Source organism: Methylobacterium sp. J-043 (assembly GCF_022829505.1).
Taxonomy (GTDB): Bacteria; Pseudomonadota; Alphaproteobacteria; order Rhizobiales; family Beijerinckiaceae; genus Methylobacterium; species Methylobacterium extorquens_A.
This window is the reverse complement of record NZ_JAKSYB010000058.1, coordinates 111214-124016: the sequence shown is the minus strand read 5'-3', so window position 1 is coordinate 124016 and position 12803 is coordinate 111214. Positions and strand designations below refer to the sequence as shown.

At 69.4% G+C, this 12803-nt stretch carries 20 protein-coding genes and 1 pseudogene; 8 read left to right on the top strand and 13 right to left on the bottom strand.

Features of this window, described 5'->3' with window-relative positions; all coding sequences use genetic code 11:
• The first annotated feature begins 31 nt into the window (after nucleotides 1-31).
• Nucleotides 32-385, top strand: coding sequence for a hypothetical protein (locus tag MKK50_RS15830; protein WP_056096895.1), 354 nt, complete (start codon nucleotides 32-34; stop codon nucleotides 383-385).
• Here MKK50_RS15830 and MKK50_RS15825 read toward each other — a convergent pair.
• Genes MKK50_RS15825 through MKK50_RS15795 form a run of 7 tightly spaced genes read right to left on the bottom strand, consistent with a single transcriptional unit; the run spans nucleotide 380 to nucleotide 2943 of the window.
• Nucleotides 380-643 (bottom strand): hypothetical protein, encoded by a 264-nt coding sequence (locus MKK50_RS15825; protein ID WP_056096896.1) that lies wholly within the window; start codon nucleotides 641-643, stop codon nucleotides 380-382. The two genes, MKK50_RS15830 and MKK50_RS15825, sit on opposite strands and share 6 nt — an antisense overlap.
• Nucleotides 640-1050 carry a hypothetical protein gene (locus MKK50_RS15820; protein ID WP_056096899.1) on the bottom strand — a complete coding sequence of 137 codons (411 nt, stop codon included), beginning with the start codon at nucleotides 1048-1050 and terminating at the stop codon, nucleotides 640-642. The genes MKK50_RS15825 and MKK50_RS15820 overlap by 4 nt, the downstream gene beginning before the upstream one ends.
• Nucleotides 1047-1319, bottom strand: a complete 273-nt coding sequence (locus tag MKK50_RS15815) for a hypothetical protein (protein WP_056096901.1) — start codon at nucleotides 1317-1319, stop codon at nucleotides 1047-1049. Before MKK50_RS15815 ends, MKK50_RS15820 begins: the two co-directional genes overlap by 4 nt.
• Nucleotides 1316-1744 carry a hypothetical protein gene (locus MKK50_RS15810; protein WP_056096904.1) on the bottom strand — a complete coding sequence of 143 codons (429 nt, stop codon included), beginning with the start codon at nucleotides 1742-1744 and terminating at the stop codon, nucleotides 1316-1318. Before MKK50_RS15810 ends, MKK50_RS15815 begins: the two co-directional genes overlap by 4 nt.
• Before the next feature lie 11 nt (nucleotides 1745-1755).
• Nucleotides 1756-2406 carry an ACT domain-containing protein gene (locus MKK50_RS15805; protein ID WP_056096907.1) on the bottom strand — a complete coding sequence of 217 codons (651 nt, stop codon included), beginning with the start codon at nucleotides 2404-2406 and terminating at the stop codon, nucleotides 1756-1758.
• Entirely contained in the window at nucleotides 2403-2720 is a 318-nt protein-coding gene (locus MKK50_RS15800; RefSeq protein WP_056096909.1) for a hypothetical protein, read from the bottom strand. Before MKK50_RS15800 ends, MKK50_RS15805 begins: the two co-directional genes overlap by 4 nt.
• On the bottom strand, nucleotides 2713-2943 hold the full coding sequence (locus MKK50_RS15795) for a hypothetical protein (RefSeq protein ID WP_056096912.1): 231 nt from the start codon (nucleotides 2941-2943) through the stop codon (nucleotides 2713-2715). The genes MKK50_RS15800 and MKK50_RS15795 overlap by 8 nt, the downstream gene beginning before the upstream one ends.
• A gap of 963 nt (nucleotides 2944-3906) precedes the next feature.
• Between MKK50_RS15795 and MKK50_RS15790 the strand changes: the two genes are divergently transcribed.
• The 6 genes and pseudogenes from MKK50_RS15790 to MKK50_RS15765 form a co-directional block, all read left to right on the top strand.
• Nucleotides 3907-4251 carry a hypothetical protein gene (locus tag MKK50_RS15790; RefSeq protein ID WP_056096918.1) on the top strand — a complete coding sequence of 115 codons (345 nt, stop codon included), beginning with the start codon at nucleotides 3907-3909 and terminating at the stop codon, nucleotides 4249-4251.
• A gap of 105 nt (nucleotides 4252-4356) precedes the next feature.
• A complete protein-coding gene (locus tag MKK50_RS15785; protein ID WP_056096921.1) occupies nucleotides 4357-4632 on the top strand; it encodes a hypothetical protein in 276 nt (91 codons plus the stop codon).
• A 71-nt stretch (nucleotides 4633-4703) separates the two neighbouring features.
• A complete protein-coding gene (locus MKK50_RS15780; protein WP_056096924.1) occupies nucleotides 4704-5243 on the top strand; it encodes a hypothetical protein in 540 nt (179 codons plus the stop codon).
• A gap of 73 nt (nucleotides 5244-5316) precedes the next feature.
• Nucleotides 5317-6942 carry an AAA family ATPase gene (locus tag MKK50_RS15775; RefSeq protein WP_056096926.1) on the top strand — a complete coding sequence of 542 codons (1626 nt, stop codon included), beginning with the start codon at nucleotides 5317-5319 and terminating at the stop codon, nucleotides 6940-6942.
• A gap of 13 nt (nucleotides 6943-6955) precedes the next feature.
• Nucleotides 6956-7288, top strand: a complete 333-nt coding sequence (locus MKK50_RS15770) for a hypothetical protein (RefSeq protein ID WP_156384033.1) — start codon at nucleotides 6956-6958, stop codon at nucleotides 7286-7288.
• Nucleotides 7285-7500 (top strand): annotated as a pseudogene (locus tag MKK50_RS15765) (L5-gp82 domain-containing phage-derived protein); the annotation flags it as partial. The gene MKK50_RS15770 and the pseudogene MKK50_RS15765, both read left to right, overlap by 4 nt.
• Here MKK50_RS15765 and MKK50_RS15760 read toward each other — a convergent pair.
• The 6 genes from MKK50_RS15760 to MKK50_RS15735 all read right to left on the bottom strand — a co-directional run bounded on the left by MKK50_RS15760 (nucleotide 7420) and on the right by MKK50_RS15735 (nucleotide 11642).
• Nucleotides 7420-8244: a glycoside hydrolase family 108 protein gene (locus MKK50_RS15760; RefSeq protein ID WP_444543512.1), complete on the bottom strand. Its 825-nt coding sequence runs from the start codon at nucleotides 8242-8244 to the stop codon at nucleotides 7420-7422. The pseudogene MKK50_RS15765 and the gene MKK50_RS15760 overlap by 81 nt on opposite strands.
• A 32-nt stretch (nucleotides 8245-8276) precedes the next feature.
• Nucleotides 8277-8546 carry a hypothetical protein gene (locus MKK50_RS15755; protein ID WP_056096935.1) on the bottom strand — a complete coding sequence of 90 codons (270 nt, stop codon included), beginning with the start codon at nucleotides 8544-8546 and terminating at the stop codon, nucleotides 8277-8279.
• A gap of 2 nt (nucleotides 8547-8548) precedes the next feature.
• The gene (locus MKK50_RS15750) at nucleotides 8549-8815 is read right to left on the bottom strand and encodes a hypothetical protein (RefSeq protein WP_056096937.1); all 267 of its coding nucleotides are present in this window, start codon (nucleotides 8813-8815) and stop codon (nucleotides 8549-8551) included.
• Nucleotides 8815-9192: a hypothetical protein gene (locus MKK50_RS15745; RefSeq protein ID WP_056246680.1), complete on the bottom strand. Its 378-nt coding sequence runs from the start codon at nucleotides 9190-9192 to the stop codon at nucleotides 8815-8817. Before MKK50_RS15745 ends, MKK50_RS15750 begins: the two co-directional genes overlap by 1 nt.
• 127 nt (nucleotides 9193-9319) lie before the next feature.
• Entirely contained in the window at nucleotides 9320-9859 is a 540-nt protein-coding gene (locus tag MKK50_RS15740) for a hypothetical protein (RefSeq protein WP_056096942.1), read from the bottom strand.
• Nucleotide 9860: 1 nt separating this feature from the next.
• On the bottom strand, nucleotides 9861-11642 hold the full coding sequence (locus tag MKK50_RS15735) for a hypothetical protein (protein ID WP_157085674.1): 1782 nt from the start codon (nucleotides 11640-11642) through the stop codon (nucleotides 9861-9863).
• 480 nt (nucleotides 11643-12122) lie between these two features.
• Here MKK50_RS15735 and MKK50_RS15730 point away from each other — a divergent pair, with 480 nt between their 5' ends.
• On the top strand, nucleotides 12123-12461 hold the full coding sequence (locus MKK50_RS15730) for a hypothetical protein (RefSeq protein ID WP_156384035.1): 339 nt from the start codon (nucleotides 12123-12125) through the stop codon (nucleotides 12459-12461).
• The last annotated feature ends 342 nt before the right edge of the window (nucleotides 12462-12803 follow it).

The following is a 12803-nucleotide window of genomic DNA, read 5'->3' as shown; positions in this document are numbered from 1 at the left end:
CATGGTGTCCCCATCACCGGAGGACACCATCATGAAGCGCTATACCCCTGAGAGCCCCGAGCTCATCTCGTACCTCGCCGAGATGATCGAGCCGGCCAAGGCGAACATCGGCATGATCGCCCAGGAGCCCATCCCGGCCGACGCGCTGAACATCCTCATGGCCAACGGGGACGTCGTGTACGGCTACTGGCCCGAACCGGACCCGACCAAGCACAACATCGGCGGCTACGGCGTGGCCGTCCTGAAGGGTCAGGCGATCCTCGACAAGCGCAGGGAGCCCGGCGAGGAAATCGATCTCGTGAGCGTCCCGGTCATGTTCCGCGAGAAGGCCGAGGCGCATGCGGCATGGCAGGTGTTCGGCGAAGGCCGAACCCTCCACTCATAGGCCGAGGCAACCGGCGTCCGCTCGCAGAGCAAGACGTCCTCGCCCTTGCAGGGCCGCCCACAGCATAAGGTGGGCCGCCTCCGTGCGCTGGCCTGCCCGCCACATCTCCGCCGGCGTCGGGAATCGCACCTTCACCGCCGGGTCCGCTATGGCCTCGACGATGGCGCGCTGGTAGCCGGACAGGCGCACCGAGGCGCCCGGCGGGGACAGCGCCACGTTCTCCGAGATCCAGTCGGCGACGTCGGATGACTTGGTCATGCCTTGCCTCCATCGATCTTGATCAGCGGCGAGACGGCCTCGTCCGACCACGGCAGGACCGTCACGGGCCGGATGAGCTCGTGCCGAAGTCCATCCCGTATCCACTCCAGGGTGCGCTCGGCCTCCTCAAGCGGGTAGTCGACGGGCGCCTCCTCGCCATCGGCGTCGACCCGGAATGGCTCGTAGGCGACCCGGGCCTTGGCCTTCGAGGCGAGGCACACGCCCTGGCCTTGTGCGCCCATGTCGTCGAGGCACTGCCACATGGCATCAGCCAGGGCATCGATCTCGGACCGGCGCATGATCACGAACCCGAGTTCAGCGAGCTCATGGACGAGGACCTCCGGCTTGTCGCCACAGATGGACGTCCATCCCTCGATCTTGGCCAGCGCGGCCGCATCGGTCGTCATGCCCCACTCTCCTCGATCAGCAGGATGGCGGAGATCTCCTCCACCACGCGCCATGGCCACAACTCGCCGGCGATCTCGTCCAGCCTATCGACGGCGGCCGCAGCGCGCCCGGCCGGGAGCACCCGCTCGATCAGGCGCACGTCAGCCTCGCTGAGGTCGACGTCGTTCCCGGTCGCGAACACGAACTTGATGCCGTGGCTCTCCGAGACCTCGACGACCTGCGGCTCGCGTCTCTCGACCGAGGCCCACCAGAACCCACACTCGGTCATGCCGCGTCCTCAGCCCAGATGCGCTCGTAGAGCTCTGCCTCGGCAAGCACGAGTTCGCCGGCGACCGTGCAGATCTTCTCCGGGAACCAATACCCCCAGTCGTTCGCCGCCTTGGCGCTTTGGACTGCCTCCTCCAGGGTGCACGCCTCCTCCTCGTGCGGGGCGTGATGCATCCAGCCATGGATGACGAACAGCTTGGGGCGCGCTTCCAGCCGGGCGAACTCGGCCTCCTTCGCCAAATGGGCCACCACCGCCTCGCTCAGGGTGGTCTCCGCGGCGCCGAGGTCGGTCCAGACCTGCAGGTTCGGCACCGCGATGCTGTCGCCCTTCTTGTCCTTCACGAACCCTTCGACGGGCGCCGCGCATGCCTTCATGCGGGCCTCGCGCCAAGCGACCGCGGCGGTTTCGAGCTTCGATGAGAACATGGTCGTCGCCCTCAGCCGTAGTACCGGGAGAAGTCGAGCTCGCGGCTCTTGAGCGCGGCCGCCGCGATTCGCGTGGCGTCCCGGTGCCCGTCGACGACCGCCTGCAGGGCCGTCTGGTGCAGCCAGTCTTCGACGATGTGGTCGGCGCAGGACCAGTGGATGCTCCGCTGGTCGGCCAAGGCAGCCACGATGGCGTCGACCGCCTCGACGGAGAGCGCCGGGCGCTCCTCGACGTCGATCCAGCAGATGACGTGGCCGTACCGGTCCCAGTCGCGGACCCTCTCGTGCTGGACGGTGAACACCTCACCGCCCTCGTCCGAGATGCCGTGCAGCAGCATGATGTCCTCGTCTTCGCTGCTGCCGCTCCAGTAGAAGTACGCCCACACCGGACGGTCGGTCGGGATCCCCTTGTGCCCGCTCTGCCATCTCGGACGGTTGCGGGAAGCCTCCAGGGCCTTGATCGCGCACGCCCGGCATCGCCGGCACCGCTTGTCGCCACCGACGTGGACTTCCACACAGTCCTGGCAGGTGCCCATGTACCCGCCCGGCGCCCACCCATGCCCACGCAGGTCCTCCGCGGAGTAGCCGTCGACGGGGTTGTCCCCTCGCAGCGTCAGGGGCGCCGCGTTGCGGAAGGTGCGCCCAGCCCAAGCCTCGGTCATGCCGCCGTCCCTCCCAGCAACCGCCTGACCGTGATGGCCCTGCGCATGTGCTCGATCAGCTTCTCGCTCGCGTCCTCGGAGAACCGCTTCGGGTCGCAGCGCCAGGCGTTGAAGACGAGGTCCGCGTCGGACTTGGAGACTGGCTCCCGATTGAGCGTGTACTCGCCGCCCGCCGCCTCGATGCGGATCGCCTCCACGTCGGACCGATGACCGATGGCGCCGAGGGCATCGCGCGCCATGGGGCCGACGACGAACGCCTCCCAGGTCGCGCTTCCGATGATGATGCCGGACGTTGTGGTGTGCTTCTCAGCCATGGAAGGACCCCACGGCCGGCAGGTCGGCGTCCCGGGCGCGGCCGGTGTCCTTGACGAAGCCCCTCTCCCATGAGGGCACGCGGATCTGAGCTTCCGCCTCCTCCCGCCGGGCGCGCTCCCGGACGAGCTCGTCGTGGAGCTCCAGGACGCGGCGGGCGAGCTCGCGCTTTTCGAGGGAGAGCAGGCCCTTGAGGTCCGGCTTGAAGATCGACAGGTCGGCCATATCAGGCGGCCTCCATCACGCGGCCGAGGGCGGCGGACGAGCCGTAGCCGTCGAGCAGGTTGTTCGTCGGCCTGATTGAAGAATTTCGGGAAGGGCGTCGCAACCACGGCGCCACGGAATGGGTCGATGATCAGCCCGCGGGCCAGCAGCGTGAAGGCATCCCAGCCGTGGTCGTACACGCAGCGCTGCGTGTAGCAGTAGAGGATCAGCCCCGTGTCCTGGCAGGTCTTCCGACTGACGAGGCCGGCGGACCGAGCGCGCTCCAGACCCCTGATCAGGTCGTTGAACGGGATCGTACGGGCAGGATGGATGCCGGCGGGCGCAGGCCGCGATTCGTGCGCCCGGAGGACCTCAGCCTGCTCGGGCGTCGCCACGCGGGCGCGCTGCCCGTGGACGAGCGGCGACGGCGCGCCCGGGGCGACCAAGGCGTGCTCGGTCGTCGGATCGGCCAGCAGCGCGTCGAGGGCCGCCTGATCCTCGGCGTAGAAGCCGGGCTCGATCCCGGGCGGGCCGCCTTGCTCCGGTACGTGCCAACCTGTGCCCACTGGGGTCCCCTCGAATCGATCCTTCGAGAAGTCTCCGCAGCGACCAGGCGATGATCCAGCCCGGCGTTAACCGAGGCGGCACGAGGCGATTGACGGGGGCGGCGGGCTGGCTATCTTGAGGTCAGCCGGCACGTTGTCGGGCAAACCAACCAACGCGACTTTCTTAGCCTCTGGTTCACGATCCCTCCCAGTCTAGGGAGGACAGACCCTACGAAGACCCCCGCTGGTCATTCGACCACGGTTCACTCCATCTGGGGTGCGGACTACGAGCAGGGCTCCCTTCACCGGGGGCCCTTTCTCGTTGTGGATAGTGCACCTCGCAGCTTGACGGCGATCCCGCCGTCCGTATTCTTCCCAGTGCGGTGTGGCCGATGCCCGCCCAGCTTTCGAACTCCTCATCTCTAGAGGCCGACCAGAAATGAAGCTCAAGTCCACTGCCAGAATCCGTCTGTCCATCATCCTCCGCTTCGCGTGGCGCGTCCTCGTGTGGCCCGTGCTGTTCGTGTGGACGTTCGAGGATCGGTACCTCCAGCGCCGCCCCGATCCGATCCCCACGAGCATCGAGGGCATCCGCGCGAACCTCGCCCGCACTGATGAGGCCCTCGCCGACATCCGCGAGATCATCCTCACCGGGCGCAGCAAGAACGGGTTCGCCTTGGCCCAGATCTGGCTCAAACTGCAGGAGCAGCAGCAGGTCCTCCAGGCCGCCCTCGCCACCGCCCTGGCGGAAGAGGTCCGGCACACCCAGCCCCTAGCCGCCTGAGCGGCCCTCCCTTCTCCCCCGGCGTGCTGGGGGATCGGGGAGCGCCGACCGGCCGCCCCGCGGTGAGATCTACTCCGCCGCTTAGAGACTCCCTGGAGGGAAGTAATGACAACGGAATCCAACAAGCAGAAGCGCTACGACCGCCCCGTCCTCTTCAGGACTGCCTGGGAGTACGCCCGGTACGTCGAGAGCCTCGTCCAAGTCCCCGCGAGCAAGCTCTTCCCCCATGCGATCCGGGTCGTGTGGAAGCTTGAGAAGGGGAAGGAGGAGCTCGCGCTCGCGACCTCGCAGCTGTCGCTGGAGCAGGCGCAGCAGTACGCGGCTTACTCGAAGAAGCGCCTGTTCGAAGCTGTGGCGCATTTCAACAAGAACCGCGCCTAAAACCCCACCCATCCACGTTGTCCAAGGGCGGTCCAGAAGGGGCCGCCCTATTGATTCGAGGGCCTCCCCCCATGGCGCGCATCATCCTCCACCCCGGAGCCAAGGCCGACGTTGGCGTCCCCGTCGGCACAATCGACGGGCAGGTCCTCTCCTTCGTCGACAAGACCCCGCACATCGACGGCGAGGCCGTTCCGTTCGATGAGATCGGACGCGACCTGTCCGATGCCGTCGAGGAGGCCGCCGTGGTCATTTTCGGCAACGAGTGGAGCACCGATTTGGGGCGGGTGACGGGCCTAAACCGGCGCACGGTGACCCGCGACAGGATCGAACGCTTCGGCGTGGCGGCGTGGGTCTACACGCTCCTCGGTCGGGCCGCGACGTCCAGTTGCCCAAGGGCGTTTGGGTACATGCTGCTGGCCTCGGCCGAGCTCTGCGACCGGGGGCCTTACTCCAAAGGAAAGGGCGTCGACCAGGGCCCCAGCATGCGGGAGCGTGCGTATCTCGGCGGGATGGCCCGCGTCGAGATGGAGAAAGCCTATGCGGAAATAGATCATGCCCGCGCCGAGCGTGAACATTTCCGTTTTTTGAAGACCCAGGAAGGAGATCAGTAACACCTTCCTCCTATAGTCAAACTCACGTGAGCTTGCGGTTTTCACCCGAGCTCTTGGTCGAAGGAAACCGAACATGCAGAACAATCGCACCTCGCGCGAGGCCGCGTCCGCTGTGACGCTCGACGCCGTCCTGAACGGCACCCTGCCTCCTCCCTTCCGACACGACTCGCCGTTCCGGCTGTTGGAACTCCTCCTGACCGTCCGCTGCCCGCGGGACCGGCCGCGGCGCCGCGACTTGCTGCGCTTCGGCGACGATGACGGCGTGCTGGGGCTTTGGCAGGCCGCGTGGAGCACAGCCGAGGACGTCCGCGACAAGGGCTGGACTGATCCCAGGCGCGCCCACACGGGCTACGTCCGCCTCCTCGCCCTCCTGGAGACGTGCGAGCGCAGGTTGCAGGAGCTCGACGAGCGGCTCGACCTCGACCCCGAGGACCTCGACGATGCAGTCGTCCTTCGCGTCGAGTTGGAGCAGCTTGCCGGAGCGGCGGCCGGCTGCCTCGCCGAGTGTGGCGACCGCGCCGGCCGAGATTACTGCCGGGAGAGGGCTGCCTGGTTGGTCGAGCACGGCCAGGAGGGGCACAAGTACGCCTCGGCGTTGGTCGGGCTGTCGGCGGACGTGCGGTACGCCTGGCGTCCGGGGAATCCCGGCCTTGGCGCCTTGGCGAGCGCCCTGCAATCCGGGGACGCCACGATCCACGATGCAACCCGGGCGGCCGCGCCCGAGGATGAAGAGCCCGAGCCGTCGTGGGCCGCCGAGGCCCGGGCGAAGGCGGCCCGCGAGAAGGCGGATCGGGAGCGTGCCGCAGGGCCGAGCCTGGTCGTCTTGGCGTCCGTCGAGCACCTGCCCGGCAGCGCCGAGAACGGCGCGCGCGCCGGTAGGAGCACGGGCAGCACTGCCCGGACGGAGTGGGCGCCCCTCGCCGGAAAGGCGTTGCCGCTGGCCGTCGTCCCCGACCTGGCCGAGGCGCGGCGGGTGCTCGTGTCCGAGTTCCCGGACGACGCCGCGGTCATCGACGCGATCCTCGTCCCGCTGGCCGGGCGGAGCTTCGTGCACCTGCCACCGACCCTCCTGCTCGGCCCCCCGGGCACGGGCAAGTCGCGCCTGACGCGGCGGTTGGGCGAGATCCTGGGGCTGGCCGTGACGGTCTACTCGTGCGGGGGCGTCGCGGATTCCAGCCTGATCGGGACGTCCCGCCAGTGGAGCACCGGCCGGGCGACGGTGCCCCTGCAGGCGATCAAGCAGGCCGGCGCGGCGAGCGTGCTCGTCGTCCTCGATGAGCTCTCCCGCGCGGGGACCAGGGCGGACAACGGCAGGCTCGTCGACGGCGTCCTGGCCCTCACGGAGGCGGAGACGTCGAGGCGGTACCAGGATCCCTTCCTGGAGTGCCCGACCGACCTCTCGGCGGTGAGCTGGCTCGCCACGGCGAACAGCGTCGCCGGCCTCGATCCGGCCCTGCTGTCCCGGTTCCGCGTCCTGACGCTGGGCCCCCGGACGGCGGCGTCGCTGCCTTCGCTGACGAAGGGCATCCTTGCCGACGTTCGCCGCGAGCGCGGCCTCGATGCGACGTGGCTCCCGGACCTCGACGAGGAGGAAGCCGGCGTCCTGGCGGAGAACTGGCCCGGCGGGTCCGTCCGCGTCCTGCGCCGGCTGATCGAAACCGTACTCGCCTCGCGCGAGCACCTGGCGACGCGGAACTGAGGGAGGGGTGATCATGACGACGTTTGATTTCGCCGCCTCCCGCAGGCGCATCAAGTCCGGCTGGCAGGCCGGCCGGACTTGCCGCCTCGTGTCCCGCGGTCTCGCCGCCCGGGTCTCCGAGGCCGAGCGGGCGTGGCAGGCGGGGCAGCTTCCCCTCGACCGGGCAGCGGCTCTCGCGGCCGAGGCCGAGGCGGTGAGCTTCTCGTTTGCCCCCGTTCCCGGCCGGCGCCCCGGGCCCGTGCAGGGGCTCCTCGTCGACCTAGCCCTCAGAGCCGTCCTCGCGGCGCCCGGGCGGCTGATGCCCTGCCAGGCAATCCGCGACGCCGTCCAGAGGAGGCAGCAGTGACAGACGTCTACCGCAACAGAGTTCGCCGGGTCTGGAGTGTGCGGGAATCCGGGATCGTCGTCGCGCACGTGCACGCAGTCGCCCTCTACGACGTGACGTTCGTCGTCAGCGAGGCCGCCCGGCAGCGGGCGCTACGCAAGGGACAGCGCGCCGTGATGGCGTGGGCCCGCGGCCGCTTGATCGACGCGCCCCTGCAGGCGTCCTCGATGAGGGTCTCGTTCGACCCCTTCGCCGGGCCGTCCTTCATGATCGATGACTGGCCGATCCGCGAGGCGTCGCTCGACCTTGCCGATGGACGGCAGGGCATCCTGGAGCGGGGTCAGCGCCGAGACGGTCTGGTCGACGACCGTGCCGACGATTCCACCACCGGTGAGCGCGTCGGCGATGGCCGGGGACGGCGCGCCCTTGGCGTCGGACAGGAGGCCGCGGCGCTCCATGCCGGCGAAGTAGGTCGGCTGGGGCCCGACCGAACCGGAGGCCCACGCCTGCCCGATCTGGCGGACCTCGACGACGCGGCGGCCCCAGCCCTTGCCGAACGCCTTCCAGGTCCGGAGCGACTTGAGGAACGCGAGGCGCCGCTCCAGGATCGCGGCGACCAGGGCGTCGTGGTCGGGGTAGGCTTCCGCGGCTTGGACGGTCGCCTCGCCGATCACACCGTCGACGCGGACGCCGAGGGCGCGCTGCAGCCACTTGATGGACTGGCCCGGGCCCGAGTTCACGGCGCCGTCGAACAGGACGTAGTCGATCCCCTCGGGGAGCTCGTCGCCCTTCACGGCATCCCAATACTGGCGGCGGTAGACGGCCCCGAGCTCGGCCTGGGTGATCGAGCGGACCGGGCGGGACGGCTTGCCGTTCCGCTTGAGGTAGCCGTCGAACGTGCGCTGGGTGACACCCTTCATGGTGGCGCCGCCCGGATCGCGCGGGTCGTTGACGTAGCCCCCCTCGTGGACGAGCACGCGGGTGATCGCGTCCTGATAGCGGTCGGCGCTCACTGGTCTCTCCTTGCGGGTGCGTCGATGAAGTTGCCCGGCCACGCCGTCGCGATCCGCGCGGCGTCCTCGACGGACAGGCCGGGGTAGGTCCCGATCAGGCCCTCGATGACGACCTCGCGGGGGATGCGCTTCGACCGGCGCTTCCGGGGGGGCGGTGGTGGTGCCGGCGGCGACGAGGGCTGAGCCTCGCGGATGACGAGGGCCATGGCGGCGGCGACCGCGGCGAGGCCGGCGGCCATGGCGATGGGGTTGCGCCTGCGGGACATGGTCAGCCCTCTTCCCGGCGGGCGGCGAGGGCGAGCTCGGCGACGCGGGCAGCCAGGGCCCGGTGGAGCTTCAGGTTGGCGCGCTGGTAGTCCTGGGGGTCCCAGCCGGCGAAGGTCTCGGTGACCCGGGCGACCGCGGCGTGCTCGACGAGACGGTCGCCGTCGACCTGGGCCACGTAGGCGGTCAGCGCGAGCTCGTGCCCGCCGTCGACGGCCCGGCAATCCTCGCCGAGGATGCGGACCATGGAGAAGTCGAGCCGGGTGCCCATCAGTGGACCCTCGGGCCGGCGGTGCGGGCGAGGTAGACTGAGGCGATGAGCTCGCCGGCCTCGACCTTCATGGCGTCGCAGAACACCAGCAGGCGCTTCCAGGTGATGCGGTCGCCGTCGTGGGACCGGATCGCCGCGAGCTCGTCGCGGAGGTCGCTGTCCCGGCTCTCGAGCTGCCCGAGCAACACCCGAAGCTGGGGGGCCGTCAGCCGGCGGTCCTTGATGACCGCGGCGAGGCCCTTCATCAGGGAGGAGTTGAGCGCCGCCCCTTGGGGCGAGACCCGGTAGGAGCCGCGGCACTGCCGGCTGGCTCCGGACGCATGGACCAGCGTCGAGTTGGGGGCGTCCGAAACGCGCGGGGCGAGGTTTGGTTCCATCGAAAAGGATGGAATGCCTCGCACCTGGATTCGACAAGGGTAATCAGGGGGCTAAGCGATTTTGACGTCGCTTAGCCGGTCATTTTCCCGGCGCTGACAAGGATGGGCCAAGCCGTTCTTGCAGGTGTCAGACTTTTCTGACGGGCGGGTCTTCGCGCAGGCCCATGAGGCCCGACAGGTCGACGCGCCAGACGCCCTTGGGCAGGGCCGCCAACCGCTCGATGCGCCCGTCAGGATTTTCTGACTGGGAGCGGATCGCCGAGATGGCCACCCGGACGAGGAGGTCGGCGCGCTCGACCCCATCCTCGTCCGGGTCCTGCAGGGCGAGGCCGGCGGCCTTGAGGAGTCGTCGGATCGGCCCACGGCGCGAGTCGTCCCAGACGGAGATGTCCGACCATGCCGGCGTCCGCCACGCCTGAAGCACCTCGCGAAGCAGGGCTTGGCCGACGTCGTGGCGCGGGGGCACGGGGATCGGGGCCGCTCCCGAAATGCTGTGCCAGATCCCGCCACCCACGTACCGACGTCGGCCCACCGGCTCGCGCTCGGCCCGGCGGGCCGCTTCCTTGTCGCCGACCGGGTAGCGGTACCAGACGGCGTGCAGCCTCGCCGCGGCGGCCCGCAAGGTGTCCTGAAGTTGCTGCTCTTCGGGTGTGAGGCGCCACTTCATGTCACGCCACCTCCATCTCGGAGGCCGGACACGTCGACGCCCGCCGGGCCGTGGGGCGCGCAGCGGGCGTCTGTCCTAGAAGAGTGCTGCCCTTCGTCGTGACCCGAGGAACATACTGCGTACGGCGGCCTGCGACAACAGCCTCGCGCGCGGTCTCTCTGATATCCCGTAACACTTCGTGCGCGATCACGGCGGGGGTGCCGACGGGCAGGTCGAGGGTGTCGCCGACGTCGTCGACGGTGACCACGGGAGCCACCACCGGCTCGGCCTTGGCGGTGGTGATGCCGGCGACGGCGCGGGCGTCCCGGAGGGCGTTGTCCAGCCACCGCGGCGAGACACCGTAGAGCTCGGCCACCGCCTTCACGGTCAGGCCCTCGGCGAGGAACTCGACGGCCTGCTGCCCGACTTCGAGGCGGTGCTGCTGTTGGACCGAGCGGTCCCTGACGCCCGCGGCCCGGCGAGAGGCGACGACGCGCGAGACGGCGTTCTCGGACCGGCGCGCCTGGTCGATCAGGATGCGCAGGTCGGCCCGGCGCATCTCCCTCGGGGTGATGACCAGCAGGTCCCGGAGGTGGGCGGGGGACGGCTTGTAGCGGGGGTCGACCGTGAATCCGCGGTACGTCCGGCGGACGCCCCGGGCGGATTCCTTCGCCCTGCCGACGATGGAGCAAGCCTTCGACTTGGCGGAGGCGTGGTCGAGCCCGAGGCGGTCGGCGGTCTCGATGACGTACGCGTCGAGGTCGGAGGCCGGGAGGCGCCACGAGGCCACGTAGACGAAGGCGACAAGCCAGGAGTTGCGGCCGGCTCCCGTGTCCTCGCGGGCCGCGGTGTCCTTGATGCCGGCCTTGCCGTGCCGGAGGGCATACAGCCGGTCGAGGTCCGCGGCGATGGTGTCCCAGTACGACGAGCCGGTCAGCTTGGCGCCGTGGTGGCCTTCCCGCGGGGTCCGGTTGGCGAGTTGGGCGGCGGTCCGCTTGGCCTTCGCCTCGGCCTTGGCGGCCTCCCGCTGGGCCTTGGTCTGGCGCTGGAACGGCAGGACCACGCGGCAGAGCTCGTCGAAGTCGATCCGGGCGATCTCGGCGGTCAGGTCGGGAAAGATCACCACCACCGGGAGGCCGCTCTTTTCGTTGTAGGTGCCCGGCATCCGAAACTGCTTCGTCGCAGCCTTGGCCGTGTAGTCGGACCCGAACGGCAGGAACTCCTCGTGGAGGATCTGCTGCAAGGCACGGTGGCGGGCCATGACACGCTGGGCCGGCTGGGAGGCGGTGTAGAGCCAGACCACCAAAATCCCGCGCCCCGAGAACGTGGCGTAGGACGGCGACGGCCAGCCGCGGTCCTCGCAGATGTTGCGGACGGCTTCCAGGACCTTGCGCGGGGGGACGTCCTTCCAGTCCGGCTTGTTGTAGTAGTCGAGGTCGAGCCACGAGGCGCCGAGGGACACGATGTTGATCGCGTCCTTGGCGACGCGGGGCTCGCCCGGCTTGGAGTACGGGTACGATGCGAACGACATGAAGCGCCGGCCCTGCAGATCGACGTCGCGGCTCGCGAGGGCGTGGGAGGAGTACCGCAGGTCGGACCATCGCGGCTCGGTGCTGCCGTCCTTCCTGGGCTTCCTGGGAGGGACGCGGTCGCCGAACATCGCGGACCCGACACCGCCTTTGGGGTGGACGAGACGGGCGTAGTCGAGGGGGCGGAGCTCGGAGCAGTAGGCGGGGGCTGGACGGACCAGGGAAGCAGCCTGGGGCCAACGCGTGGCGGTCGGGGAGATGAGGGAGGTTGTCACGACGGTCCTCTACTGGGGCCTGTCGCGGGGCAGCACGTCCGCAACTCAGGCCGGGATCAACATGACGAGGATACGTACGCCGAGGATAAGGTCAATCGGGGGCCTGACCTTCCGTTACGCGGGGCAATACTTGCGGAAGGGGATCGGAAAATCGCGGGGACGAGGGGGTATCGGCCGCCGGTGAGGCACAGGGAGGTAGGCTGTGGCGGTCAGTCGGGGGTGGCGTGGGTAAGGACACATCCTGCCAGGCACGATGCCCTGGTGGCCTTCCCTGGCGGTGGTGGCCGTCCGACGAGGAGAACTGACGCGGGAACGGTCCAGATCTTTTTTCCGCTTCCCGACATTGGCGTAGCCAAGGCCCCATACCCCGTAACGGAACGTGCGTGATCGGAACGCCACCGGAAGGACCGGATCGACCGTCCTTCACACCGTGCGCGATCCCCCATGGTGGCTTTCTGGACGGCCTGGCACTCTACCGTCATGAGCACCGCAACCGCCTCCGCGCTCCCCGAGGAGCACCCCGCCGCCCGGTCCGCCCGCGTCCGTCGCGATGCCGCCGACCGCGCCCGACGCTGGCGCGAGACCCAGCGCGAGACCGCCGAGACCGATGCGGCAATCGTGAAGGCCATGCTCGCGGACGTCGACGCCTACATCACCCCCGAGCACCGTCTCATGGCCAGGAACGAGCGGGTGGACATCGCCTTCGTCGTAGGCCGGGCCGCCTACGAGCTCGGTGGCAGGGAGCGCTTCAAGGAGGCCAAGAAGAGGGTCTTCGACAGGCTGCAGGAGCTCTCACCTGCCCCCAAGCACCACGCCTGACTGAACGAATCGACGGCGTCTGTTAGGCTGGTGTGATCGGGCGCCACCACAAACGGCGAAGGGCCCGACCACCCAGGAGCGCCCCCGTGTCCGGACTGAGCTTCGACTTTAACGTCCGGGATGTGGATCCTAGGTGGATGCCCCGGGGACTCCTCCCGCACTTGGGAGGGCACCCCCGACGGGTCCCTCGCATCATGGTCGAACGGCGGGTCGCGTCCCGGCACCAAGTCGGACCTGCATCACGACGCGGGAGTCATCCGCCACCCGTAACATCGCCCCGGCACGATCCAGGAACCAGGGACGCGTCAAGAACGGACGGGCTCCGGGTGGCGCGTACGTTCG